We start from the raw sequence: 22324 nt of genomic DNA on the forward strand, positions 1-22324 counted from the left end.
TGGCTGAGCCGCCTCGGCACCGCGGACTACCCAGCTGGACCCGCCTCGCTGCTGCCACCGGACGGGACGCTGCCGTTCTGCAGGCAACCCTGGAAACGAAGCACTGCCTCGAATGCGGCACCACCATGGCCCCCACGGACATCTTGGGACGCCGGGCCCTGCGGTGTTCCCAAGACTGCCGACGGAACTCCCGTCTCAGGCGCCACCCAAACACTGAATGGCGACGGGTGCCCTGTCGGATCTGCGGAGATCTCATGAGTGTCCGCACTGGGCAGAGGCGCTTTCTGTGCTCATCGACCTGTCGTCAGAGGGCCCGCAGCCGGCGGAACTCCGAGCAGGTAGTTGAGAGCGCGGCGGTGCCATTTGATCCAGTTCGAGCGAAGCAGTGACTTTGCCCCGCCGTCGGCTGCCCCGTGTGGTCCCGCCCTTCCACGACGAAACCGTGGCTTCGTTCATCCGCCGCGTTGCGGCAGCCAACCACGTGTCCGAGAAGGCTCTCCGTGAGCTGCTGGGCGTTCGGATGCTGAAGCAGACACCTATCACCGCGCTCATCGAGCCTCTCAGCATCGTCACCGGCTTCGCAGAGTCCGTCCTGTGTCTCGCGTTGCCCGAGTTCGGACCAGGGCCTGTGACAGATGCCCCCGGTCACTTCGGTCGGCCCCTCGCCCAGAGCAGGAGGTCCCGGGAGCGGCCGGCCTGTCGTCGCTGTGTTCAGGCCGCTGGGATTCGGGGGCCGGTCAACCGCTGGGTGACACACGAGCAGAACGTCTGCCTGCGGCACCAGCTCTGGATCGGTGAGGGCTGCACGGAGGCCGACGACCAAATCGACATCAGCGTTCTGCCCAGTACCAGCAGGGCTCAGCGCCACCACCGGAACCTCATTACTCGCCATGGCCGACGATGGGTCCGAGATGCCTTCTCCGGTGCCAGATCTGCCTTCATCGATCTGGTTGAAGACCACTTCGCCGATCCCTTCGGGATCATCGCCGAGGCGCAGTTCCACCTACGTGACGTTGAAGGGCAGCCAGCCCCGCCCCCCACGCTCCTGAGCATGCTCTTTCACCCGCAGATCGTCACTCTCACAGGACTCCTGGCCAACGCGGAGTGGATCCGGCGAGCCATGGAGTCCGGACACGTCGGCTGGCTGGCTAGAGAGGTCACCCAGCGCGACATCCTGGTCGGCTACTGGCCCAAGGAAAATGACCCGCTCATCCAATGGGTCGAGGCCCACCTGATGCACCACAGGTTCGCGGCCGCCCACGGCTACAAGTTCTACGACGTCCTCTTCCCTGAGGAGACCGTGCGACGGCCTCGGTCCCCACGCGGCCGAGCCAGGCCCTGACACGCCCTGGCTTAGGCTCGATGCAGCACGGCCATGGCGATCTCACGCACGCGGTCCCGCGTGATCCCGGTCCGCTGTTCGACAGCGAGGGGGTGGTTGGTGGGCTCCAGTTCGATGAAGGGCCGCTGGCCGACCGGTCGCGTGTGAGCGTTGGTCTTCAAGTTGGTGGTGCTCTCGGAGTACAGCGCGAGCTCGGTGCTAAGCCAGCCGAAGTACGGCTTCTCCGCCTCGCGGCCCTCCGTGTTCCACACCTCAAGGGCGCGGGCGAAGTTGTCCCTGCTGAGAGAGACCCAGACACCCCATGAGAAGACGTCCTCGCTGCCGATTACAGGTATCTCGACCAGACCCCTGATGAAGAAGTGCTGGTCCTTGATCACGCACTGGTCGGACGACAGCATGCTGTCCGGATCGCTCTCGAAACTGGGATCCCACACGTCAGGAGCCATGGACGAGTAGCTCATGGGGAGCTCCGCGTGGTGGTCGCCGCAGCACGAGCACGTGAAATCGAGATCGTTAGGCATGGGCGGAGCCTAGCGACCACCTCCACTGAGGTTTGCTCGGGCGGTCCGGTCGAACCGGCGGCGTGCTGCCGTCATTCACGAGGCCTGGGCTCTCTCTTTCGGATCTTGTTTGGCCTGCCCCGCCCCGCCCGGCCGTCGGTGGCCCTGGTGACCCTCAGGCCGCCGGTGTTCCGTCGGTGTCCGAGGTCGGGCCCACCGCGGACCACCAGGCGATCAGCCGGTCAGCCATCGCATCGGTCCGGTGGGCGACGGGGTCCAGCTCGAAGTGGTCCTCGAGTTCGTACCAGAGGAACTCGCCGATCTCCGCCCGCGTGGTGCCGCGGTGGAGGCGCTGAAACAAGGGGACGAGCATGCAGTCGTACTCGTCCTGCGAGAGGCCGGCGACACCGAGCGGATCCCACTCGTTGAGCAGATACCGCAGGTTGTCGAACAGCACGGCCGACGGAGTCCAGGTGGGCATCGGCCCAGACTGCCACCCGGGGGTGACCGCCGCCGCCGAATATCGCGGCCCTTCCTCGTGAACACGGCCAGCACGGCGGTCCGGGGCGCCGAGGGCACAGGCTAGCTCGCCCCCGTCTGGTGAAACTTCGCTGAGACGAACGGGCCAGTCGTCAATCTTCAGTGAGACCCATGCAACTTCGCTGAGACAGGACACCTGGTCACACACATCCCGGCCGACTGTCGGCGACAGTTTCCGATATATCGTTGACGCATCGCGATGGATCAACGACAGTGAAGGAGTCGAAACGACGACTGGCATGACGGACATGGCAGAGATGACGAAAGGAGCGCAGTGATGCGTTCGCGCGGACAGCACGACCACGGACATGACCACGGACGGGGCCACGGCCACTGCGGGCCGGACCGTCGGGAGGAGTTCAGGGGCCTGCGCGCCGCCTTCGGTCCGTTCGGGCCGCCCTTCGGGGGCGGGCCCTTCGGCGGGCGGGGCGGGCGCGGCGGACCGCGCGGGCGGGCCAGGCGGGGCGACGTGCGCGCCTCGATCCTGGCACTGCTCGCCGACCGGCCGATGCACGGCTACGAGATGATCCAGGAGATCGGCGAGCGCAGCGGCGGGGCGTGGAAGCCCAGCCCCGGCTCGGTCTACCCGACCCTGCAGCTGCTGGAGGACGAGGGGCTGATCACCAGCGCGAGCGAGGGCGGCAAGAAGCTGTTCACGCTCACGGACGCCGGCCGCACCGAGGCCGAGTCGGGCCCGGACGCCCCCTGGGCGGACGCTGGGCGCGGCCCGGACTTCGAGGCGATGCACCAGATCCGTGCCGCCGCCGGCGGTCTGATGGAGGCCTTCGGGCAGGTCTTCAAGACCGGCTCGCCCGAGCAGCGGGAGAAGGCCCTCGCGGTCATCAACGACGCCCGCAAGAAGCTGTACCTGATCCTCGCCGACGAACACTGAGGCGGGACGCGCGCCCGGCCGGGACGCGTACCGGCCGGACGCACGAAGGGGCGCGCCCCTTCGTGCGTCCGGGCCGTTCCCTTCGGGGTGCGTCCGGGCCGTGCCCTTCCGGTCGGGCCGGGGTCAGGCGACCAGGCCGGCCAGCTTGCGCAGGGACTCGTTCAGCGCGGCCGTCGCGGAGTCCTTGAGCTTGCCCGCCATCAGCGAGACGGCGGCGCCCGTGAACTCGCCGTCGATGCGGACCTTCGTGGCCGCGCCGTCGGCGGTCAGGGTGTAGCGGGTGAGTACCGCGACTCCCATCGGGCCCTTGCCGGTGATGGCGAAGACGCGCTGCTCCTCCAGCTCCGAGACCGTCCACAGGACCTCGGCGGGGAATCCCATCATCTTCATGTTCTCGCTGAAGGTGGACCCGACCACGAGGGTCTCGGGACCGCCCTCCGGGAAGTTGGTGTGGGTCATGCTCCACTGCCCGTACGCGTCCCAGTCCGTCAGCTGGGCCCAGAGCTTCGCGGCGGGCGCCTCGATGCGTGATTCCGCGGTGACTTCAGCCATGCGTCCACCCCTTCTCGTCGGGTACGTGCGGCGGAAGGTAGCCCCGGCGGGCGGAACATACAAGACTGACGGCCTGTCAGATCCGGGGGTTCCCGGCCGGATGATCTCGGGTGTGTCTCAACAGGTGTCTCGCGGATGACGCTCCTGTCCGGCCCTGCCATGATGGCCGGATGCAAGCGTCAGGGAAGAACGCCGGACTGGGCCTCGCCCTCGTCTCGGCATGCGCGTTCGGCGGTTCGGGTGTGGCGGCGAAGCCGCTGATCGAGGCGGGTCTGGACCCGCTGCACATGGTGTGGCTCAGGGTGGCCGGGGCGGCCCTGGTGCTGTCCCCGCTGGCCTGGCGGCACCGGTCCCTGGTGCGCCGCAAGCCCCTGCTGCTGGCCGGCTTCGGACTGGTCGCCGTCGCGGGCGTGCAGGCCTTCTACTTCGCCTCCCTGTCGCGGATCCCGGTGGGCGTGGCCCTGCTGCTGGAGTACCTGGGCCCCGCCCTGCTGCTCGGCTACATACGCTTCGTGCAGCGCAAGCCCGTGACCCGCGCGGCCGCGGCCGGGGCCGCGGTGGCCGTCGTGGGACTGGCCTGCGTGGTCGAGATCTGGGCCGGTCTGCGGCTGGACGCGTTCGGGGTGCTCCTCGGCCTCGCCGCCGCCTGCTGCCAGGCCTTCTACTTCGTCTTCGCGGACCAGGGCGCCGACGCCGAGGACGCGCCGGACCCGCTGGGCGTGATCGCGCACGGCATGATCGTCGGCGCTCTGGTGATGACCGTGATCGCCCGCCCCTGGCGGATCGACTGGCAGGTGCTGGGCACGGACGCCGCCATGGGTGACCTCCGGGTCCCGGCCCTGGCGCTGCTGGCGTGGGTGGTGCTGGTCGCCACCGTGTTCGCGTACCTGACCGGCGTGGTCTCCGTGCGCAAGCTCTCACCGCAGGTCGCGGGCGTGGTGGCCTGCCTGGAGGCGGTCGTCGCCACCGTACTGGCCTGGGTGCTGCTCGGGGAGCAGCTCTCCGGCCCGCAGGTGCTGGGCGGCGCGCTGGTGCTCGGGGGCGCCTTCATCGCACAGTCCTCGCGGCCCGCGCCGGTGGTCGCGCAGGAGGCGCCGCTGCCCGTGGTGCAGGACCGGGAGCCGACGAGCGCGTGATCGCCCGACCGGGATCCGGGACGAAGGACTCCGGTCGGGGGTGGTCCGGGCGCCGGAGGCCGCGTAGGGTGCTGCACATGCCTTCCACCGTTTTCTCCGCCGTTCTGCCGCCGCCGGCCGCCTAGCGCGGGCGGCTGCCGCCAGAACGACGTACGACCCGCCCGGTGTCCCCGGGCCGGTACGCGCTGCCCGCGAAACGACGGCCTCATGTCCTCGTCCTTCACGCATGCGCGGAGAAACACGTGTCGAACCACTCGCCCGCCGCCGGGCGCAGCCTGCTGTACCTCGTCGTCGCCGGAGCCGCCTGGGGCACCGCCGGGGCGGCCGCCTCCCTCCTCTTCCTGGCCAGTGACCTCGGTCCGCTCGCCCTGTCCTTCTGGCGCTGCGCCGGCGGGCTGGCGGTGCTGCTCGCGGTGCTCGCCGTACGCCGCCGCCCCGCCCGCGCGGCGCGTCCCGTCCGGCCCTCGGCGGCCTCGCTGATCGCCACCGGGCTGATGTTCACCCTGTTCCAGGCCGCGTACTTCGGGGCCGTGCGCGAGACCGGCCTGGCGGTCGGAACCGTCGTCACCCTCGGCGCGGGGCCCGTGCTGATCGCGCTGGGCGGCCGGTACTGGATGGGCGAGCGGCTGGGCCGGGGCGGGGTGGCCGCCGTCGGCGGTGCCCTGGCCGGACTGGCCGTACTGGTGCTGGGTTCCGGGGGCGGTGAGGTGCGGCCGCTCGGCGTCGGCTGGGCCCTGCTGTCGGCCGCCGGGTACGCGGCGATGACGCTCCGGGCGCGGTGGCTCGGGCGGCGCGGGGCGGGCGGGGACCCGCTGGTCACCACCGCGTGGTCGGTGGCGGTGGGCGCGGTGTGCCTGCTGCCGCTCGCGGCGCTGGAGGGGCTGCTGCCGCACACCGCCGAGCCGGCCAGGGTGGTCTGGCTGCTGGTGTACGTGGCGGTGGTGCCGACGGCGCTGGCGTACGCGCTGTACTTCACCGGGGCGGCCGCGGTGCGTGCCGCGACGGTGTCGGTGGTCATGCTGATCGAGCCGGTCAGCGCGGCGGCGATCGCCGTCTCGGTGCTCGGGGAGCGGCTGACCGCAGCCGTGGTGCTGGGCACCGTACTGCTGCTGGCGGCGGTGGGCGCGCTGATCGCGGCCGAGGCGCGCCGGCCCGCGGGCGGTGCGCGCCGGGTGGCCGGCGGCGGGCCGGAGGACCGGCCCGCCCAGGAGCCTCAGAGCGCGGTGATGTAGTCCGGGACGGCGATGCCGGGGGCCAGGCCGGCGGCCGGGACGGGGGTCCCGTACGCCGGTGCCACCGGGACCACGCCCGACCAGTGGGGCAGGTCCAGGTCCTCGGCGTCGTCGTTCGGGCCGCCCGTGCGGACCTTGGCGGACACCTCGTTCAGGTCGAGCCGGATCACCGCCGTGGCCGCCAGTTCCTTGGCGTTGGCGGGCCGGGAGTCGGCCGAGCGGCCGGGGACGACCTGGTCGACGAGGGCGTCCAGGGCGATCCGGCACTCCTCCTCGTCCGTGACCTGGTAGGCGGTGCCGTGCACGACCACCGAGCGGTAGTTCATCGAGTGGTGGAAGGCGGACTTGGCCAGCACCAGGCCGTCGACGTGCGTCACGGTGACGCAGACCGGCAGGCCCGGGTCGGCCTTGCCGGCGGCCAGCAGCGGGCGCGAGCCGGTGGAGCCGTGCACGTAGAGGGTCTCGCCCACCCGGCCGTACAGCGTGGGGAGGACCACCGGCGCGCCGTCGCGGACGAACCCGAGGTGGCACAGGTAGGCCTGGTCGAGTATCGAGTGCACCGTCTCGCGGTCGTAGCGCGCCCGCTGGCGGGCGCGGCTCGGGACGGTGCGGTCGGTGGGTTCGTAGTCGGCGACGGTGGTGGCGCTCATGGTGCGGACTCCATTGCACTAGTGCATAATGTTGTTTGTGCTAGGAGAGTATCTGATCAGTGGGCGTCGCGCATCGGAAATCGCGGCCAGTGTCGAAACGGGCGTCGGATCGGGCGCCCTCGCGCCCGGGGCGCCGCTGCCGCCGATGCGGGAGCTCGCGGCCGCGCTGGGGGTGAACCCCAACACCGTGGCCGCCGCCTACCGCACCCTGCGCGAGCGCGGGGTCATCGAGACCGACGGGCGGCGCGGCAGCCGGGTCCGGGCCCGCCCGGCGACCGCCCCGCGCGACGTGGGGCGGATGCCGGTGCCCGAGGGCGTGCGCGACGTCGCCCAGGGCAACCCCGACGTGGCGCTGCTGCCCCCGTTGGACGGAGCGCTGGCCGCCGCCGCCCGGCGGTACGCCGAAGCCCCGACCCTGTACGGGCAGGACCCGGTGCTGCCCGACCTCGCCCGGCTCGCCCGCGCGGACTTCGAGGCCGACGGGGTACCGGCCGGGGCGCTCGCCGTGACCTCGGGGGCGCTGGACGGCATCGAGCGGGTGCTGGCGGCGCACCTGCGGGCCGGGGACGCGGTGGCCGTCGAGGACCCGGGCTGGGGGAGCGTGCTGGACCTGGCCCCCGCGCTCGGCCTGCGGGTGGTCCCGGTGGCCGTCGACGACGAGGGGCCGGTGCCGGAGTCGGCGGCCCGGGCGCTGGCGGAGGGGGCGCGGGCCCTGGTGGTGACGGCCCGCGCGCAGAACCCGACCGGCGCCGCCGTCTCGGCCGCCCGCGCCGCGGAGCTGCGGGAGCTGCTGGCAGGCCGCCCCGAAGTGCTGCTCATCGAGGACGACCACGGCCACGGGATCGTCGACCTGCCGCTGTCCACCCTCGGCGGCGTGACCCGGCACTGGGCGCTGGTCCGCTCGACGGCGAAGGCGTACGGCCCGGACCTGCGGCTCGCGGTGCTCACGGGTGACGCGGTGACGATGGACCGCGTACGGGGGCGGCAGCGGCTGGGCCCGGGATGGGTGAGCCGGCTGCTCCAGTACGCGGTGGTCGAGCTGTGGACCTCCGGCGCCGTGGACCGGCGGGCCGTGGCGGGCTCGTACGCACTGCGCCGGGACGGCCTGGTGGCCGCGCTCGCGGAACGGGGCGTACGGGCCCACGGGCGGAGCGGGATGAACGTGTGGGTGCCGGTCGCCGACGAGACGGCGGTGGTCACCCGGTTGCTGGCGGCCGGCTGGGCGGTGCGCCCCGGGGCCGGTTACCGCGTCCAGGCGGGCCCGGGGGTGCGGATCACCGTCTCCGGGCTGGACCCGGCGGAGGTCGGGGGTCTGGCCGAAGCGGTGGCGGCGGCGGTCCGCCCGGCGGCCGGGGGGCGCTTCGACTGAGACGCGGGCCGCCGGAGCGCGGGCCGCTGGAGCGCGGGCCGCCCCCGTCGCGGAGTGCGGCGGGGGCGGGACGGTGCCGGGCGTCCCCGGCCGGTCAGGCGCTCGCGCGCCGGGCGGGCCGGGCCTGGGTCAGGGCCGCGCCCGCCAGTACGACCGCCGCGCCGACCGGGGTGTTCCAGTGCAGCTGCTCGCCCAGGACCAGGACGCCGGCGGTGGTGGCGATGAGCGGGATGAAGTACGTGACCATCTGCGCGGTGGTCGGTCCGATCTCCGTCACCAGCCCGTACTGCATCTGCAGCGCCATCCCGGTCCCCAGCGCGCCCAGCGCGACCACCGCGAGCGTCGGCCAGAGCGGGAATCCGGCCGGGGCCGCGGTGAAGAGCGCGCTGACGGCGGCCAGCTGGGCGGTGGAGACCATGAGCTGGGCCCCGGTGAGCGCCACCGGGGAGCCGGGGGTGCCGGCCAGGGTGCGGCGGACGTAGATCCAGCCGATCGGGTAGGAGAGCGCGGCCAGCAGGGCCAGCGCGGTGCCCTTGGCGTCGATCCCCGCGAAGCCCTGCCAGGCGCCGAGCACCGTCAGGACGCCCAGGAAGCCGATGCCCAGCCCCGCGAAGCGGCGGCGCGTGGGCCGGTCCTCGGACAGCGCCACCAGCGAGAGCGCCATGCCCCACAGCGGGGAGGTGGCGTTGCAGATGCCCGCCAGACCGGAGGGGATGCTCTGCTCGGCGTAGGCGAAGAGCGAGAACGGGACGGTGTTCAGCAGGAGCGCCGCCACCGTGAGGTGGCCCCAGGTGCGGCGGCCGCGCGGGAGCGGCTCCCGGCGCACCAGCAGTACCGCGAGGAGGGCGAGCGCCCCGAAGAACACCCGGCCGAGGGCCACTTGGAAGGGCGCGAACGCCTCCGTGCCCACCTTGATCAGGAGGAAGCTGAAGCCCCACACCACCGAGAGGAGGCCGAAGCGCAGGCGCCAGTCCACGCGGGCGGCGCGGCCGGTGCCGGGGCGGGTCCGCTGCCGTACGGGGGAGGTGGAGGGGGAGGTGGAGGTGGGACGGGGGGTGGTCGGTGCGCTCATGCGGTTCACTCTGCTGCGCCCGACCTCGTAGGACAAGCGAGAGTTCCTTCGGGCGAAGGCGTAGCATCGCTTACATGTTGAACCTGGAGCGCCTGCGCACCCTCGACGCCCTCGCCCGCCACGGCTCGGTCAGCGGCGCCGCGGGAGGCCTCCATGTGACCACATCGGCGGTCTCCCAGCAGATGGCCAAGCTGGAACGGGAGGTCGGCCAGCCGCTGCTCGCCAAGAACGGGCGCGGGGTCCGGCTCACGGACGCCGGGCGGCTGCTCGCCGACCACGCCGCCCGGATCATCTCCCAGGTGGAGCTCGCGCAGGCCGACGTGGAGGCGCAGCGGGGCTGCGCGGTGGGGGAGCTGCGGATCGGGGCCTTCCCCACCGCCATGCGGGGGCTGCTGCCCCACGCCCTCAGGGCCCTGCGGGCCGGCCACCCCGAACTGCGGGCCCTGGTGCGGGAGCGGGAGCCCGAGGAGAGCATGGCGGCCGTCGTGCGCGGTGACCTGGACATGGCGCTGGCCATCGACTGGCACAACAAGCGGATGCCGGTGCCGGCCGAGCTGTCCCGCGCCCACCTCCTGGACGACGCCGCCGACATCGCGGTCCCGGCGGGGCACCCGCTGGCCGGGCGCCCCGAGATCTCCCTCGGGGACCTCGCCGACGACGACTGGATCTCCTGGAACGAGGGGCAGTTCTGCCACGAGTGGCTGGTGTTCACCCTGCGCGGCATGGGTGTCGAGCCGCGCATCGCGCACATCGCCGAGGAGCACCACACCCAGCTGGCCTTCGTGGAGGCGGGGCTGGGCGTGTGCGTGACGCCCCGGCTGGGCCGCGGGCCGGTGCCGCCCGGGGTGCGGCTGCTGCCGGCGGTCGACACCGTACGCCGCCACGTGTACGTCGTCTGGCGGACGGACGCGGGACGGCGCCCGTCCATCAGGGCGGCCGTCCAGGCCCTCCAGGGCGCGGCCGCGGCGGTGTAGCCGCGGTCAGATCTTGCGGAAGTCCCAGGAGACCACCGATTCCGGGGTGAGCCGGATCCAGGCGTGGCGGCCGTCGTGCGGCATCTCCTCGATCCCGAAGTTCTTGACGGGGAAGAGCCGTTCCGGCTCCAGCAGCTCCGGGCAGGGCTCGCCGGTGCGCGGCGCCTCGCCCACGAAGACCGCGCGGCCGGACAGTTCGACCCCGCGCAGCTCCCCGTACTCCTCCCCGGCGTCCACCACGACCGAGATCCGCGGGTCGGCCCGCAGGTCGGCCCAGCGGCGGCTGCGGGTGATCGAGTACAGCCACAGCGAGGTGCCGTCCCAGACGAACCAGAGGGCGCCGACGTGCGGGCGCCCGTCCGGGGAGACCGTGGCCACCCGGCAGGTGCGCCGCTCGCGCAGGAACGCGTCCACCTCGTCGTCGCTCATCATGATCCGCCGGCCCCGCCGCTGCGCCGTCCGCGCGCCCGTCCCGTCCATCCGAACCGCACCCCTTCACATCTGACCATGTGTCAGGAATCATGCGTGCTCTTCCGTCGCCACGCCAGGGGGAGTCATGCCGGAACCCGATCCAGCCACCACCGCGCTGCTCACCGTCGAGTGCCAGAACGGTGTGGTGGGCGAGGAGAGCGCCCTGCCCGAGCTGGCGAAGGAGGCCCGGGAATCCGGGATGCTGGACCGGGTCGCCGCGCTCGTCGACGCCGCCCGCGGGGCCGGCGTACAGGTGGTGCACGCGGTCGCGGAGCGGCGGCCCGACGGGCTCGGGGCCAACACCAACGCGCGGCTCTTCCGGGCCGCCGGGAAGCTGCCCGTACGGCAGCTGACCGGCAGCCACGCGGTGCGGGTCGCCGCCCCCCTCACCGTGGACAGGCGGGACCTCGTGGTCCGCCGGCTGCACGGGCTCTCCCCGATGGCCGGCACCGACCTGGACGCCCTGCTGCGCAACCTCGGGATCCGCACCCTCGTCGTCACCGGGGTCTCCTCGAACATCGCGATCCCGAACACCGTCTTCGACGCCGTCAACCTCGGCTACCGGGTCGTGGTCCCGTCCGACGCCATCGCCGGGGTGCCCGCCTCCTGCACCGCCGAGGTGATCCGCAACTCCCTCGCGCTGGTGGCGGAGGTCACCACGGCCGAAGCGCTGCTCATGCGGTGGGCTCCGCCGCGCTGCCCCCCGTAACCTGGGCGGATGCTGTCCGAAGTGATCGCGACCCGCTACGTCACGCCCTTGCGTGAGGGCGGCTCGCTCCCGGGGATCGTCGAGGCCGACGATCTCGGTACCTACGTCATGAAATTCACCGGAGCCGGCCAGGGCCGCAAGACCCTGGTCGCCGAAGTCGTCTGCGGGCGCCTCGCCCAGCGGCTGGGGCTACGGGTCCCGCGCCTGGTGCAGATGCAGCTCGACCCCGTCATCGGGCTCGCCGAGCCCGACCAGGAGGTCCAGGAGCTGCTCAAGGCCAGCGGCGGGCTCAACCTCGGCATGGACTACCTGCCCGGCTCGATCGGCTTCGACCCCCTCGCGTACCGGACCGACCCGGTTGAGGCGGGGCGCGTCGTCTGGTTCGACGCACTGATCAACAACGTCGACCGGTCCTGGCGCAATCCGAACATGCTGGTATGGCACGGGGACCTGTGGCTCATCGACCACGGCGCCACCATGATCTGGCACCACAACTGGCCCACCGCCCCGGCCGCCGCCGCCAAGCCCTACAACGCCTCGGACCACGTCCTCGCCCCCGTCGGCCCGGACATCGCGGCGGCCGCCGCCGAGCTGGCCCCGCTGGTCACCGAGGACCTGCTCGCCGAGGTCACCGCCGACGTCCCCGACGAGTGGCTCGTCGACGAACCCGGCTTCGACTCCACGGACGCGGTGCGCCGCGCCTACGTGGAGGCACTCCTGCCGCGCGCCGCCACGATCCACGAGAGGATCACCATGGAGGCCGAGGTCAGGCAGCGGTCCGGTCCGCCGGGCTGGCTCGCCGAGCGCCTCCCTCCCCAGTCGGACAAGAACAAGCAGAAGAGCGGCGACGAGTGACCAAGCGGGACGTGTTCGAATACGCGCTGGTGCGCGTGGTGCCCCGGATGGAGCGCGGCGAGTGCTTCAACGCCGGAGTCATCGTCTACTGCCGGGCGCACTCCTACGTCGCCGCGCGCACCCACCTGGACGAGGCCAAGCTCCTCGCCCTGGACCCCGGGGCCGACGTGGCCGGGGTGCGGGCCGCGCTGCGCGCGGTCGAGGGACTGTGCGCGGGCGGCGAGGAGGCCGGCCAGGCGGCGGGCGACGACGCGGGGCGCAGGTTCCGCTGGCTGATCGCCCCCCGCAGCACGGTGGTGCAGCCGGGACCGGTGCACACCGGCCTGACGGCCGATCCCGCCGCCGAGGTGGAACGCCTGCTGGAGCTGCTGGTCCACTGATTTCCGGGCAGCTCCGCGCCGCTGCCGCCGGGAGCCGTTGACACGGGGTGCCAGGGCTCCTAGCGTCTCCTCAGCTGAGGCTACTAAGCGGTTGCTCACCTCCGGGCGGCCGTTTCTCAAGGGCGAGGAGAACAGCATGTCCACCACCGAGCAGCGCGTCGCCATCGTGACCGGGGCGGCCCGGGGCATCGGCGCGGCCACCGCGATCCGGCTGGCCGCCGAGGGCCGGGCGGTCGCCGTGCTCGACCTCGACGAGGCGGCCTGCAAGGACACCGTCGAGGCGATCACGGCGGCCGGCGGCAAGGCCCTCGCGGTCGGCTGCGACGTCTCCGACGCGGCGCAGGTGGAGGCGGCCGTCGAGCGGGTCGCGAGCACGCTCGGCGCCCCGACGGTCCTCGTCAACAACGCGGGCGTGCTCCGCGACAACCTGCTCTTCAAGATGAGCGACACGGACTGGGACACCGTCATGAACGTGCACCTGCGCGGTGCGTTCCTGATGGCGAGGGCCTGTCAGAAGTACATGGTGGAGGCCAAGTTCGGCCGCGTCGTGAACCTCTCCAGCAGCTCGGCGCTCGGCAACCGGGGCCAGGCCAACTACGCCGCGGCCAAGGCCGGCCTGCAGGGCTTCACCAAGACCCTGGCGATCGAGCTCGGCAAGTTCGGCATCACCGCCAACGCAGTCGCCCCCGGCTTCATCGTGACCGAGATGACCGCGCAGACCGCCGCCCGCGTCGGCATGGGCTTCGAGGAGTTCCAGCTGGCCGCCGCCTCGCAGATCCCGGTGCAGCGGGTGGGCCGTCCGGACGACATCGCCAATGCGATCGCCTTCTTCACGGGTGAGGACGCCGGCTTCGTCTCCGGCCAGGTCCTGTACGTGGCCGGCGGCCCGCTCAACTGACGGTCCCACGAGAGACGGGCGTACGACATGACGGACAGCGGTATCGACAGCGGTGTCGGCGGCGGCGTCGACAGCGGCAAGGTGGCCCTGGTCACCGGCGCGAGCCGGGGCATCGGCTACGGGATCGCCGAGGCGCTGGTCGCCCGGGGCGACCGGGTCGTGATCACCGGGCGCAACGAGGACGCGCTCAAGGAGGCCGTGGAGCGGCTCGGCGCGGACCGGGTGATCGGGGTGGCGGGGAAGGCGCACGACGAGGCCCACCAGGCCCTCGCGGTCGAGCGCGCGATGGAGGCCTTCGGCCGCGTCGACTTCCTGGTCAACAACGCGGGCACCAATCCGGTCTTCGGGCCGATCGCCGACCTGGACCTCGGGGTGGCGCGCAAGGTGTTCGAGACCAACGTGATCTCGGCGCTGGGCTTCGCCCAGCGGACCTGGCACGCCTGGCAGAAGGACCACGGCGGGGCGATCGTGAACATCGCCTCCATCGCCGGGGTCTCCGCCTCGCCCTTCATCGGGGCGTACGGGATGAGCAAGGCGGCGATGATCAACCTGACCCTCCAGCTCGCGCACGAGATGGCGCCGACGGTGCGGGTCAACGCGATCGCCCCCGCGGTGGTGAAGACCAGGTTCGCGCAGGCGCTCTACGAGGGCCGGGAGCAGGAGGCCGCGGCCGCCTACCCGCTCGGCCGGCTCGGGGTCCCGGAGGACATCGGCGGAGCCGCCGCATTCCTGACATCTGCACAAGCGGAATGGATCACCGGACAAACTCTCGTCGTCGACGGGGGAATGTTCCTCAATGCCGGTGTGCACTGACCGATAAACGGACGCATTTGCCTCCAAGCGGGAGGCAAATGCGTACCTAATCGGTCCGAAATCGGTCAAGTGCCTCACGAAACCTACCCATTGGATTTGTGATGCACTGCGGTAGGGTCTGCCGCACCCCTGGCTGATCGAGGAGCGTGCACGTGTTCAACCGGACCAGATGCCTGCAGATCGCTGCGGCCGTTGCGTCCATATCCCTGGTCGCAGGATGCGGCCTGTTCTCGGACGACGGTGACGCCGCTGCGAAGCGCATCACCGTAGGCACGATGAGCGCGCCCAGCACCCTCGACCCCGCGGCCGCCTGGGACGGCTCCTGGGAGCTGTACCGCAACGTCTACCAGACCCTGCTGGCCTTCCCCACGGGAAGCACCAAGCCCCAGCCGGACGCGGCCCAGACCTGCGAGTTCACCGACTCCGCGAACACCGCCTACCGCTGCACCCTGCGCAAGGGCCTGAAGTTCTCCGACGGTGAGGTGCTGGACTCGAAGGCGGTCAAGCACTCGCTCGACCGGATCAAGACGATCAACCACAAGTCCGGTCCCGCCGGCCTCTTCAACAGCCTGGACAAGATCGAGGCGCCGGACGCGCTCACGGTCGTCTTCCACCTGAAGACCCCCGACGCGACCTTCCCGTACGTCCTGGGCTCCCCGGCGGCCTCCCTGGTCGCGCCGAAGGAGTACCCGGCCAACAAGGTCCGCAACGACAACAAGGTCGTCGGCTCCGGCCCCTACGTCCTCACCTCGTACGCCGACGGCGGCGAGGCGGTCCTCGGCCGCAACGAGACCTACACCGGCTTCGCCAACCGCCAGAACGACGGCGTGACGATCCGCTACTTCTCCGACTCGAAGAAGATGATCGCGGCCCTCAAGGGCAAGGAGATCGACGCCACCTACCGAGGCCTCTCCGCCGCGGAGATCAAGGACCTCCAGACCCCCGCCTCGCACGCCCAGGGCGTGCAGGTCGTGGAGAACGTCGGCGCCGAGATCCGCTACCTGGTCTTCAACCCGAACGACCCGCAGATCAACAAGGTCGCCGTGCGCCAGGCGATCGCCCAGGTCATCGACCGCGGCGCGATCGTCTCGAAGGTCTACCAGGGCACCGCCGAGCCGCTGTACTCGATGGTCCCCAAGGGTGTCGTGGGCCACAAGACGCCCTTCTACGACATCTACGGCAACCCCGACGTCGCCAAGGCCAAGAAGATCCTCACGGCCGCCGGGATCACCCAGAAGGTCGAGCTGACCTTCTGGTACACCACGGACCGCTACGGCGCCTCCACCGCCGACGAGTTCACCGAGATCAAGCGGCAGCTCGACGAGAGCGACCTCTTCAAGATCAACCTGCGCGGCCAGCCGTGGAAGACCTTCCAGGAGGGCTACCAGAACGGCCAGTACCCGGTCTTCGGCCGAGGCTGGTTCCCCGACTTCCCGGACCCCGACAACTTCATCGCGCCGTTCGTCGGCAAGGAGAACGCGGTCGGCACCCCGTACGAGCCGGCGAAGATCCTGACCGAGCTGCTGCCCAAGTCCCGCCGCGAGGGCGACCGGTCCGCCGGTGTCCGGGAGTTCGAGGAGGCGCAGCAGATCTTCGCCCAGGACGTCCGCCTGCTGCCGCTGTGGCAGGGCAAGCTGTACGTCGGAGCGCGCGAGGACATCGCCGGCGCCGAGCGGGCCCTGGACCCGCAGACCGCCATGCAGATGTGGGAGCTGCGGCGCAAGACCAGCTGGTGATCCCCCGGGCGGCGCCCGGGTGGCGGCGTTGTCAGTGGTCCCCGGTAGGTTCAGAGCAGTTGCACGAACTTGTACCGGAGGTTGTCGACGTGACCCAGATGCTGCCCGAGTCCTGGCTCCCCGTCCTCGGCGGGGAGCTGGAGCAGCCCTACTTCAAGGAACTCACCGAGTTCGTCGAGAAGGAGCGGGCGAACGGGCCGGTCTACCCGCCCCGCGAGCAGGTCTTCGCGGCCCTGGAGGCCACGCCGTTCGACAAGGTGAAGGTCCTGGTCCTCGGCCAGGACCCCTACCACGGCGCCGGCCAGGGACACGGCCTGTGCTTCTCCGTGCAGCCCGGGGTCAAGACCCCGCCCTCGCTGCGCAACATCTACAAGGAGATGAAGGAGGAGCTCGGCCTGCCGGTCCCGGACAACGGGTACCTGATGCCGTGGGCCGAGCAGGGCGTCCTGCTGCTCAACGCCGTCCTCACCGTCCGCGAGGCCGAGCCCAACTCCCACAAGGCGAAGGGCTGGGAGAAGTTCACCGACGCGGTGATCCGCGCCGTGTCCGAGCGCCCCGACCCCGTCGTCTTCGTGCTCTGGGGCGCCTACGCCCAGAAGAAGATCCCGCTCATCGACGAGGAGCGGCACGTGATCGTCAAGGGCGCCCACCCCTCGCCGCTGTCTGCGAAGAAGTTCTTCGGCTCCCGGCCCTTCACGCAGATCAACGAGGCCGTCGCGGCCCAGGGTCATGAGCCGATCGACTGGCGGATCCCGGACCTGGGCTGACACCACACCGCGCCTCGGCTCCAGAGCCGGTGCCTCCGGCTAGCTTCTTGATGACCGGACCGGAGCGGGTCCGGCGGAGCGAGCCGGAGGACCCGTTGAGGGAACAGCAGCAGGAGGCGTCGGAGGACGCCGTCATGACCAGGATCGGCCAGGCCGTCATCCTGCTGCACGCCGGGGACCGCGAGGAGGCCCGCAACCGGCTCGGCGAGATCTGGTCCGAGATCGGCGAGGAGGGCGACTCGCTCCACCGCTGCACCCTCGCGCACTACCTGGCCGACGCCCAGGACGACCCCGCCGACGAACTGGCCTGGGACCTGCGGGCGCTGACCGCCGCCGACTGCCTCGGCGAGCGGCTCGGGGAGGCGTTCCCCGGGCGGGCCGAGCAGTCCCCGGCCGTGCGGGTGTTCTACCCGTCGCTGCACCTGAGCCTCGCCGCCGACTACGTCAAGCTGCGCCGGCCCGACGAGGCCCGGGTCCACCTCGCGCGGGCCCGGGCGGCCACCGGAGCGCTGTCCGACGACGGGTACGGGAACGGCGTACGGGCCGGCATCGCCCGCCTGGAGCGCCGCCTGGCGGCGGAGGCGGGCCCGGCGCCCAGGCCGTTCCCCGAGCAGGCGTAGCGGCGCGGCGGAAGGCGGCTCCGCCCCGAGGGGTGTCGGTACCGGCCCCCGGGTGTCGGTACCGGCCCCCGGGTGTCGGTACCGGCCCCCGGGTGTCGGTACCGGGCCCCGCCGGTGTCCGTGCGGGCCCCGCCGGTGTCCGTACCGGCCCAGCCGGTGTCAGTGCCGGCCCTGGGTCGGGCGCCCGTACGGCGCTGGGGTGCCCGAAAGGGCGGCGTCGGCGGCGCCTGCGTCCCCGCGGGCCCAGGCCCTGCCCTTCGGAGGAGGGCGGGCCCGCGGCGGAGGACGCGGCCTAGTCGGCCCCGGTGCCCTCGACGCCCGCGCAGATGCGGGCCTCCGGGCCGTCCGGGGCCCAGTTCCCGTGCCGGCGGCCCAGCGCGCACACGTCCGCCGGGCGGACCGGCAGCTCCCGCGCCAGCCCGGGCGGCAGTTCGGCGTGCTTCCCCGCCCCGTGCGCACGGCCCTGCGGGCCCCCCTGGCCGTGCTCGCCCGGCTCGGCCGGCACCGGGACGTCGGGGACCCCGGGGACGGCCCCCGCGCTCTCCCCGGCCTCCGTACGCTGACCGGGCACCGTGCGCGACGCGCCCCGGCCCGCGGCCGTCGGGGCCGACGGGCGCACGCCGTCCCGGGGCACCGCCTTCAGCGCCTCCAGGGCGGGCGCCTGGACGACCACGGGCAGCGCCCCCGGCCCGCCGCGCGGCTCGTGCCGGGGCGGTGGGCCTCCGGCGGGGGCCGCCGCCCCCGGGCCCGGCAGGGCGGGGTTGACGTTCACGCAGCCGGAGACGGCCGAGACGGCACAGGCGGCTCCGAGGAGCAGCTTCGTCGAGGTTCGGGTTGGGTGCACCCGCGCAACTCTGCTGTGTGAGCACCCCGTTGCGAAAACCCAGGGCCGATATTCACCCCGCACGGGTGACGGGGAGGGGGTGTCCGGCGGACACCGGACCGGGCCCGGCTACTCGCCGGTGGCCCCGTCGATGTGCTCGCGCAGCAGGTCCGCGTGCCCGTTGTGGCGGGCGTACTCCTCGATCATGTGGGTGTAGATCCAGCGCAGGCTGAAGACCTCCCCGCGGTGGTGGCTCCCGGCGTCCGACAGCGCGTCCAGGGAGCGGTCCGCGGCCGCCTGCCGGGCCAGGTCCACCTCGGTCCGCCAGACCTGCTCGGCCGAGGCCCAGGTGTCCCCGTCGGTGAAATCGAAGTCGCCGTCCCGGTTTTCCCGGGTGCTGTACAGGTCGGGCAGGTCCGCGCCGAGGGCGATCTCCCGGAACCAGTACCGCTCCACCTCCGCCATGTGCCGCACCAGGCCCATCAGGCTCAGGGCGGAGGGCGAGAGCGGGGTGAGGCGCAGCTGCTCCTCGGAGAGTCCCTCGCACTTCCAGGCGAGGGTGGAGCGGTGGTAGTCGAGCCAGCCGTCCAGCATCTCCCGCTCGCCGGCGGTGGTGGAGGGTTCGGGGCGGTGCGATCCGTTCGAGGTCATGGTCCACATCCTGGACGAACGCGCCCCCTCCCACCAGGGATTAAGCTGCCGCTGTCCCATACGGCACATACCAGGAGGCTCCCGGTGAAGGTCGGCGTCATCGGACTCGGCGACATCGCGCAGAAGGCGTACCTGCCCGTCCTCACCACCCGTCCCGGGGTCGAGCTGCACCTGCAGACCCGTACCCCGGCCACCCTCGAACGGATCGGCGAAGTCCACCGCGTACCGGCGGAGCGCCGCCACTCCACACTGGACTCCCTGCTCGCCGAAGGCCTCGACGCGGCCTTCGTGCACGCCCCGACCGACACCCATCCGGCGATCGTGGAACGGCTGTTGGAGGCGGGCGTGGCGACCTTCGTGGACAAGCCGCTGGCCTACGAGCTCGCCGACTCGCGGCGCCTGGTGGAACGCGCCGAGGAGCTCGGGGTCGGCCTCTTCGTCGGCTTCAACCGCCGCCACGCGCCCGGCTACACGCTCTGCGCCGACCACCCGCGCGACCTGATCGTCATGCAGAAGAACCGGGTCGGGCTGCCCGAGGACCCCCGCACCCTGGTCCTGGACGACTTCATCCACGTCGTCGACACCCTGCGCTTCCTGCTGCCCGGCGAGGCCGACCACGTCGACGTCCGGGCCGTGGTGCGCGAGGGGCTGATGTCCCAGGTGGTGCTCCAGATGTCCGGCGAGGGCTTCACCGCCCTGGGGATCATGAACCGGCGGTCCGGGTCCGCCGAGGAGGTCCTGGAGGTGTCCGGCCAGGACTCCAAGCGCCAGGTGGTCAACCTCGCCGAGGTCGTCGACCACCGGGGCCAGCCCACCGTGCGCCGCCGCGGGGACTGGGTCTCCGTGGCCCGCCAGCGCGGCATCGAACAGGCCGTGGACACCTTCCTGGAGGCCGTGGAGGGCGGCAAGGTGCTCAGCGCCCGGGACGCCCTGCTCACCCACGAGCTGTGCGAGCGGGTGGTGCTGACGGCTCTGGAGCAGGCCTCCCGAGCCTGACCGCCCGCACGCCCCTGGCCGCGCAGTAGAGGCCGAGCACGGCCAGGGAGGCGCCCGCGGGCCAGTTCCCGAAGCGGACGAAGGGGGTCGTGCCCCGGGCGAGCGGCACCTCGTACACGGCCGCCGTGCTCGCCGAGGTGGGCAGGGCGGGCCCGATCGGGCCGCCCGAGGGGCCGTACACGGCGCTCACGCCGGTCAGCGTCGCGTGCACCACCGGGCGGCCCGTCTCGGCGGCGCGCAGGGCGGCCAGGGAGGCGTGCTGGGCCGGTGCCCAGCTGTCCTGGAAGGTCGAGGTCGCCGACTGCGCGACCAGCACCCCGGCCCCCTCGCGGACCAGGTGCCGGCTCATGTCGGGGAAGGCGGACTCGAAGCACACCAGCGGGCCCAGCCGCACGCCGTCCGGCAGCGCCATCACCACGGGGGCGGCGCCGCGCATCCGGTCCTCGCCCGCCGCCTTGCCGACCGAGGTCGCCCAGCCCAGCACCGAGCGGGCCGGGACGTACTCGCCGAAGGGGACCAGCCGCATCTTGTCGTACCGGTCGCCGGTGGGGCCCTCCGGGCCGACCAGCACCGAACTCTTGTAGATTCCGGGCCGGTCCGAGCGCCGGGCGTCCACGTTGACCAGCAGCGGGGCGCCGAGCTCCGCCGACAGGGCCGCCAGCCGCCGCGACAGGTCGGGCCGCGCCGCCAGGTCCGCGCCGACACTGCTCTCGCCCCACACCACCAGGTCGGGGCGGGTCCCCGCCAGGTCCCGGGTGAGGCGCTCCCCGGTGTCGAACCGCCGCTCCGCACCGTCCGCCCCGCCGACCGGGCCGGGCTGTACGACGGCAACCCGCAGCCCGCCCGACACCTCGGGCCGCGGCAGCCACAGCCACACCACCCCGGTCAGCACGGCGCACCCCGCCAGCGAGGCCACCGCCGGAACCCGCGCCCGCTCCACCGCCACCAGCAGCACCACCGCACAGTTCAGCGCCACCACCAGCAGGCTCACCAGCCACACCCCGCCCACCGAGGCCAGCCGCAGCGCCGGCGGCACCTGCCACTGACTGGCCCCGAGCAGCCCCCACGGCCCGCCCAGCCCCTGCCAGGACCGGGCCAGCTCCGACAGCAGCCAGCCCGCCGGTACGAGGACCAGCCCGGCCGCCGCCCGGCCCGGGCCCGGCACCCCGCCGAACAGCTCCCGCACCAGCAGCGCCCAGGGGATCCAGAGCAGCCCCAGCAGCACGGCGAGGGGGACCAGGAACACGTGCAGGCTGGGCAGCAGCCAGTGGTGCACCGCGACGATGAAGCCCGCACCGCCGAGCCAGCCCTCCAGCGCGGCGCGCCGCCCGGTGGGGGCGGAGCGCAGCAGCAGCATCCAGGGCACGAGGGCGACGTACGCGTACCACCACAGCCCCGGCGCGGGGAAGGCGAGGCAGGGCAGCGCGCCGGCGGCCACCGCGGCCGCCGCACGCCACCACCGGGTCCGCTTCGCGAGCAGCATGAGGCGCCTCCGCTTCCAGTGTGGGACCGCCCCCGGCCGGGCGCGGCCCGGGGCCCGGGGGCCGCTCAGGCCGACGTGCGGCGCCACTTCTCGTGGACCGTGACGCCCGTGAGCCGCCAGCCGTCCGGGGTGCGGGCGAGGGCGAAGGAGTAGCGTCCGGCCGCGACGAAGTTGGGGGCCGTGTCCGGGTCGTCGGGGCCGGCCAGCCGCATCGGGTTCAGGAAGTCCGCCCGGACCTCCGCAGAGTCCCCGGGGTATCCGCCCCGGTCCTCCAGCCGGATCACCCGGTTGACGATCAGGTGCTGGCGCACCGGGAAGAGCCGCATGGTCTCCGCGAGCCAGTCGGCGACCTCCGCGGCCGGGCCCTCGACCCCGCCCGCCGAGCCGTAGTCGGCGCGTCCGGCGGGCGTGAACAGGGCGCGGTAGGCGGCCCAGTCCCCGTCGTCGACGGCCGCCGCGTACCCCGAGACCACCTCGTCGATGGCGAGCCGGTCCATCACCGTCGCCAGGTCCACACGCTGCGTCATCGGGTCAGTGTGGGGCTGCGGGGCCACGAGGCCAAGAGGCGTGCGGTCACCGGTCCGTACGGTGCGGATCAGTGACCGGAATGCGCCTCCCGCTGCCGGAGCACGACGAGGAACGCGTCGGTCGCCAGGTCCATCACCACCTCCGCCGGCACGCCCTCGCGCATGCGCTGGGCCGCGTACTCCTCCGCCGGCCAGCTCCCCCGCGGACTTCCCGCCGGAAAACGCTCCAGTACCACGCGGCCCATGGGACACCCCCTGCTGTTCGCCTTCAGGTCTCTGCGGGGACAACGACGCGGGGGCCGCCCGGGAACGTTCCCGGGCGGCCCCCGCGTCGAG

General features: G+C 72.7%; 26 protein-coding genes. 15 read left to right on the forward strand and 11 right to left on the reverse strand.

Features of this window, described 5'->3' with window-relative positions; genetic code table 11:
* Positions 1 to 415 precede the first annotated feature (415 nt).
* Complete coding sequence (locus tag OG553_RS28780; RefSeq protein WP_405981744.1) at positions 416 to 1342, forward strand: TniQ family protein; 927 nt, start codon at positions 416 to 418, stop codon at positions 1340 to 1342.
* An 11-nt stretch (positions 1343 to 1353) separates the two neighbouring features.
* Here OG553_RS28780 and OG553_RS28785 read toward each other — a convergent pair whose 3' ends face one another.
* Both OG553_RS28785 and OG553_RS28790 read right to left on the reverse strand, forming a co-directional pair.
* Positions 1354 to 1803, reverse strand: a complete 450-nt coding sequence (locus tag OG553_RS28785; RefSeq protein ID WP_405983166.1) for a DUF2199 domain-containing protein — start codon at positions 1801 to 1803, stop codon at positions 1354 to 1356.
* 214 nt (positions 1804 to 2017) lie between these two features.
* Positions 2018 to 2323, reverse strand: coding sequence for a hypothetical protein (locus OG553_RS28790; protein WP_405981745.1), 306 nt, complete (start codon positions 2321 to 2323; stop codon positions 2018 to 2020).
* A 336-nt stretch (positions 2324 to 2659) separates the two neighbouring features.
* On the opposite strand from OG553_RS28790, the gene OG553_RS28795 reads away from it, so the two are divergent.
* Positions 2660 to 3274, forward strand: coding sequence for a PadR family transcriptional regulator (locus OG553_RS28795; RefSeq protein ID WP_386275611.1), 615 nt, complete (start codon positions 2660 to 2662; stop codon positions 3272 to 3274).
* Positions 3275 to 3397: 123 nt separating this feature from the next.
* Here the strand turns inward: OG553_RS28795 and OG553_RS28800 are convergent, their stop codons facing one another.
* A complete protein-coding gene (locus OG553_RS28800) occupies positions 3398 to 3826 on the reverse strand; it encodes an SRPBCC family protein (protein ID WP_405981746.1) in 429 nt (142 codons plus the stop codon).
* Between the two features lie 170 nt (positions 3827 to 3996).
* Between OG553_RS28800 and OG553_RS28805 the strand changes: the two genes are divergently transcribed.
* Positions 3997 to 4962 (forward strand): EamA family transporter, encoded by a 966-nt coding sequence (locus tag OG553_RS28805; protein WP_405981747.1) that lies wholly within the window; start codon positions 3997 to 3999, stop codon positions 4960 to 4962.
* A 242-nt stretch (positions 4963 to 5204) separates the two neighbouring features.
* Positions 5205 to 6194, forward strand: a complete 990-nt coding sequence (locus OG553_RS28810; protein WP_405981748.1) for a DMT family transporter — start codon at positions 5205 to 5207, stop codon at positions 6192 to 6194.
* Here the strand turns inward: OG553_RS28810 and OG553_RS28815 are convergent.
* A complete protein-coding gene (locus tag OG553_RS28815) occupies positions 6176 to 6844 on the reverse strand; it encodes a pyridoxamine 5'-phosphate oxidase family protein (RefSeq protein ID WP_405981749.1) in 669 nt (222 codons plus the stop codon). The two genes, OG553_RS28810 and OG553_RS28815, sit on opposite strands and share 19 nt — an antisense overlap.
* Positions 6845 to 6881: 37 nt before the next feature.
* Between OG553_RS28815 and OG553_RS28820 the strand changes: the two genes are divergently transcribed.
* Positions 6882 to 8213, forward strand: a complete 1332-nt coding sequence (locus tag OG553_RS28820) for an aminotransferase class I/II-fold pyridoxal phosphate-dependent enzyme (protein WP_405981750.1) — start codon at positions 6882 to 6884, stop codon at positions 8211 to 8213.
* A gap of 94 nt (positions 8214 to 8307) precedes the next feature.
* Here OG553_RS28820 and OG553_RS28825 read toward each other — a convergent pair whose 3' ends face one another.
* Positions 8308 to 9321: a DMT family transporter gene (locus tag OG553_RS28825; RefSeq protein ID WP_405981751.1), complete on the reverse strand. Its 1014-nt coding sequence runs from the start codon at positions 9319 to 9321 to the stop codon at positions 8308 to 8310.
* A 38-nt stretch (positions 9322 to 9359) separates the two neighbouring features.
* Between OG553_RS28825 and OG553_RS28830 the strand changes: the two genes are divergently transcribed.
* A complete protein-coding gene (locus OG553_RS28830) occupies positions 9360 to 10259 on the forward strand; it encodes a LysR family transcriptional regulator (RefSeq protein WP_405981752.1) in 900 nt (299 codons plus the stop codon).
* Between the two features lie 6 nt (positions 10260 to 10265).
* On the opposite strand, the gene OG553_RS28835 is transcribed toward OG553_RS28830, so the two are convergent.
* The gene (locus OG553_RS28835; protein WP_405981753.1) at positions 10266 to 10739 is read right to left on the reverse strand and encodes a pyridoxamine 5'-phosphate oxidase family protein; all 474 of its coding nucleotides are present in this window, start codon (positions 10737 to 10739) and stop codon (positions 10266 to 10268) included.
* 76 nt (positions 10740 to 10815) lie between these two features.
* On the opposite strand from OG553_RS28835, the gene OG553_RS28840 reads away from it, so the two are divergent.
* The 8 genes from OG553_RS28840 (at position 10816) to OG553_RS28875 (ending at position 17508) form a co-directional block, all read left to right on the forward strand.
* Positions 10816 to 11439, forward strand: a complete 624-nt coding sequence (locus OG553_RS28840; protein ID WP_405981754.1) for a cysteine hydrolase — start codon at positions 10816 to 10818, stop codon at positions 11437 to 11439.
* A gap of 9 nt (positions 11440 to 11448) precedes the next feature.
* Positions 11449 to 12294, forward strand: a complete 846-nt coding sequence (locus OG553_RS28845) for a HipA family kinase (RefSeq protein WP_405981755.1) — start codon at positions 11449 to 11451, stop codon at positions 12292 to 12294.
* Positions 12291 to 12674 (forward strand): DUF3037 domain-containing protein, encoded by a 384-nt coding sequence (locus tag OG553_RS28850; protein ID WP_405981756.1) that lies wholly within the window; start codon positions 12291 to 12293, stop codon positions 12672 to 12674. Before OG553_RS28845 ends, OG553_RS28850 begins: the two co-directional genes overlap by 4 nt.
* Positions 12675 to 12810: 136 nt before the next feature.
* Positions 12811 to 13572 carry a 3-oxoacyl-ACP reductase FabG gene (gene fabG / locus OG553_RS28855; protein ID WP_405981757.1) on the forward strand — a complete coding sequence of 254 codons (762 nt, stop codon included), beginning with the start codon at positions 12811 to 12813 and terminating at the stop codon, positions 13570 to 13572.
* Positions 13573 to 13599: 27 nt separating this feature from the next.
* Positions 13600 to 14385, forward strand: a complete 786-nt coding sequence (locus tag OG553_RS28860; protein ID WP_405981758.1) for an SDR family oxidoreductase — start codon at positions 13600 to 13602, stop codon at positions 14383 to 14385.
* Between the two features lie 152 nt (positions 14386 to 14537).
* Positions 14538 to 16121, forward strand: coding sequence for an ABC transporter substrate-binding protein (locus OG553_RS28865; RefSeq protein WP_405981759.1), 1584 nt, complete (start codon positions 14538 to 14540; stop codon positions 16119 to 16121).
* 98 nt (positions 16122 to 16219) lie between these two features.
* Positions 16220 to 16888 carry a uracil-DNA glycosylase gene (locus OG553_RS28870; protein ID WP_405983167.1) on the forward strand — a complete coding sequence of 223 codons (669 nt, stop codon included), beginning with the start codon at positions 16220 to 16222 and terminating at the stop codon, positions 16886 to 16888.
* Between the two features lie 50 nt (positions 16889 to 16938).
* Positions 16939 to 17508, forward strand: coding sequence for a hypothetical protein (locus OG553_RS28875; RefSeq protein WP_405981760.1), 570 nt, complete (start codon positions 16939 to 16941; stop codon positions 17506 to 17508).
* A 292-nt stretch (positions 17509 to 17800) separates the two neighbouring features.
* Here the strand turns inward: OG553_RS28875 and OG553_RS28880 are convergent, their stop codons facing one another.
* Together OG553_RS28880 and OG553_RS28885 are read right to left on the reverse strand one after the other, a co-directional pair.
* Positions 17801 to 18352 (reverse strand): hypothetical protein, encoded by a 552-nt coding sequence (locus tag OG553_RS28880; protein WP_405981761.1) that lies wholly within the window; start codon positions 18350 to 18352, stop codon positions 17801 to 17803.
* Positions 18353 to 18460: 108 nt separating this feature from the next.
* On the reverse strand, positions 18461 to 18982 hold the full coding sequence (locus tag OG553_RS28885; protein WP_405981762.1) for a DinB family protein: 522 nt from the start codon (positions 18980 to 18982) through the stop codon (positions 18461 to 18463).
* 84 nt (positions 18983 to 19066) lie between these two features.
* On the opposite strand from OG553_RS28885, the gene OG553_RS28890 reads away from it, so the two are divergent.
* A complete protein-coding gene (locus tag OG553_RS28890) occupies positions 19067 to 19978 on the forward strand; it encodes a Gfo/Idh/MocA family protein (protein ID WP_405981763.1) in 912 nt (303 codons plus the stop codon).
* On the opposite strand, the gene lnt is transcribed toward OG553_RS28890, so the two are convergent.
* The 3 genes from lnt to OG553_RS28905 form a co-directional block, all read right to left on the reverse strand.
* Positions 19917 to 21461, reverse strand: coding sequence for an apolipoprotein N-acyltransferase (lnt, locus tag OG553_RS28895; RefSeq protein WP_405981764.1), 1545 nt, complete (start codon positions 21459 to 21461; stop codon positions 19917 to 19919). The two genes, OG553_RS28890 and lnt, sit on opposite strands and share 62 nt — an antisense overlap.
* Before the next feature lie 65 nt (positions 21462 to 21526).
* Positions 21527 to 21988: a nuclear transport factor 2 family protein gene (locus OG553_RS28900; protein ID WP_405981765.1), complete on the reverse strand. Its 462-nt coding sequence runs from the start codon at positions 21986 to 21988 to the stop codon at positions 21527 to 21529.
* Positions 21989 to 22056: 68 nt separating this feature from the next.
* Positions 22057 to 22233, reverse strand: a complete 177-nt coding sequence (locus tag OG553_RS28905) for a hypothetical protein (RefSeq protein ID WP_405981766.1) — start codon at positions 22231 to 22233, stop codon at positions 22057 to 22059.
* Positions 22234 to 22324: the final 91 nt, after the last annotated feature.

This window comes from Streptomyces sp. NBC_00158 (assembly GCF_045160885.1).
GTDB lineage: Bacteria > Actinomycetota > Actinomycetes > Streptomycetales > Streptomycetaceae > Streptomyces.

Excerpts from the sequence above, each read along its gene's own strand:
- OG553_RS28785 (WP_405983166.1), bottom strand. The coding sequence starts at position 1,803 with ATGAGCTACTCGTCCATGGCTCCTGACGTGTGGGATCCCAGTTTCGAG.
- OG553_RS28790 (WP_405981745.1), bottom strand. The coding sequence starts at position 2,323 with ATGCCCACCTGGACTCCGTCGGCCGTGCTGTTCGACAACCTGCGGTAT.
- OG553_RS28795 (WP_386275611.1), top strand. The coding sequence starts at position 2,660 with ATGCGTTCGCGCGGACAGCACGACCACGGACATGACCACGGACGGGGC.
- OG553_RS28800 (WP_405981746.1), bottom strand. The coding sequence starts at position 3,826 with ATGGCTGAAGTCACCGCGGAATCACGCATCGAGGCGCCCGCCGCGAAG.
- OG553_RS28805 (WP_405981747.1), top strand. The coding sequence starts at position 3,997 with ATGCAAGCGTCAGGGAAGAACGCCGGACTGGGCCTCGCCCTCGTCTCG.
- OG553_RS28815 (WP_405981749.1), bottom strand. The coding sequence starts at position 6,844 with ATGAGCGCCACCACCGTCGCCGACTACGAACCCACCGACCGCACCGTC.
- OG553_RS28830 (WP_405981752.1), top strand. The coding sequence starts at position 9,360 with ATGTTGAACCTGGAGCGCCTGCGCACCCTCGACGCCCTCGCCCGCCAC.
- OG553_RS28835 (WP_405981753.1), bottom strand. The coding sequence starts at position 10,739 with ATGGACGGGACGGGCGCGCGGACGGCGCAGCGGCGGGGCCGGCGGATC.
- OG553_RS28840 (WP_405981754.1), top strand. The coding sequence starts at position 10,816 with ATGCCGGAACCCGATCCAGCCACCACCGCGCTGCTCACCGTCGAGTGC.
- OG553_RS28845 (WP_405981755.1), top strand. The coding sequence starts at position 11,449 with ATGCTGTCCGAAGTGATCGCGACCCGCTACGTCACGCCCTTGCGTGAG.
- fabG (WP_405981757.1), top strand. The coding sequence starts at position 12,811 with ATGTCCACCACCGAGCAGCGCGTCGCCATCGTGACCGGGGCGGCCCGG.
- OG553_RS28860 (WP_405981758.1), top strand. The coding sequence starts at position 13,600 with ATGACGGACAGCGGTATCGACAGCGGTGTCGGCGGCGGCGTCGACAGC.
- OG553_RS28870 (WP_405983167.1), top strand. The coding sequence starts at position 16,220 with ATGCTGCCCGAGTCCTGGCTCCCCGTCCTCGGCGGGGAGCTGGAGCAG.
- OG553_RS28875 (WP_405981760.1), top strand. The coding sequence starts at position 16,939 with ATGACCGGACCGGAGCGGGTCCGGCGGAGCGAGCCGGAGGACCCGTTG.
- OG553_RS28885 (WP_405981762.1), bottom strand. The coding sequence starts at position 18,982 with ATGACCTCGAACGGATCGCACCGCCCCGAACCCTCCACCACCGCCGGC.
- lnt (WP_405981764.1), bottom strand. The coding sequence starts at position 21,461 with ATGCTGCTCGCGAAGCGGACCCGGTGGTGGCGTGCGGCGGCCGCGGTG.
- OG553_RS28900 (WP_405981765.1), bottom strand. The coding sequence starts at position 21,988 with ATGACGCAGCGTGTGGACCTGGCGACGGTGATGGACCGGCTCGCCATC.
- OG553_RS28905 (WP_405981766.1), bottom strand. The coding sequence starts at position 22,233 with ATGGGCCGCGTGGTACTGGAGCGTTTTCCGGCGGGAAGTCCGCGGGGG.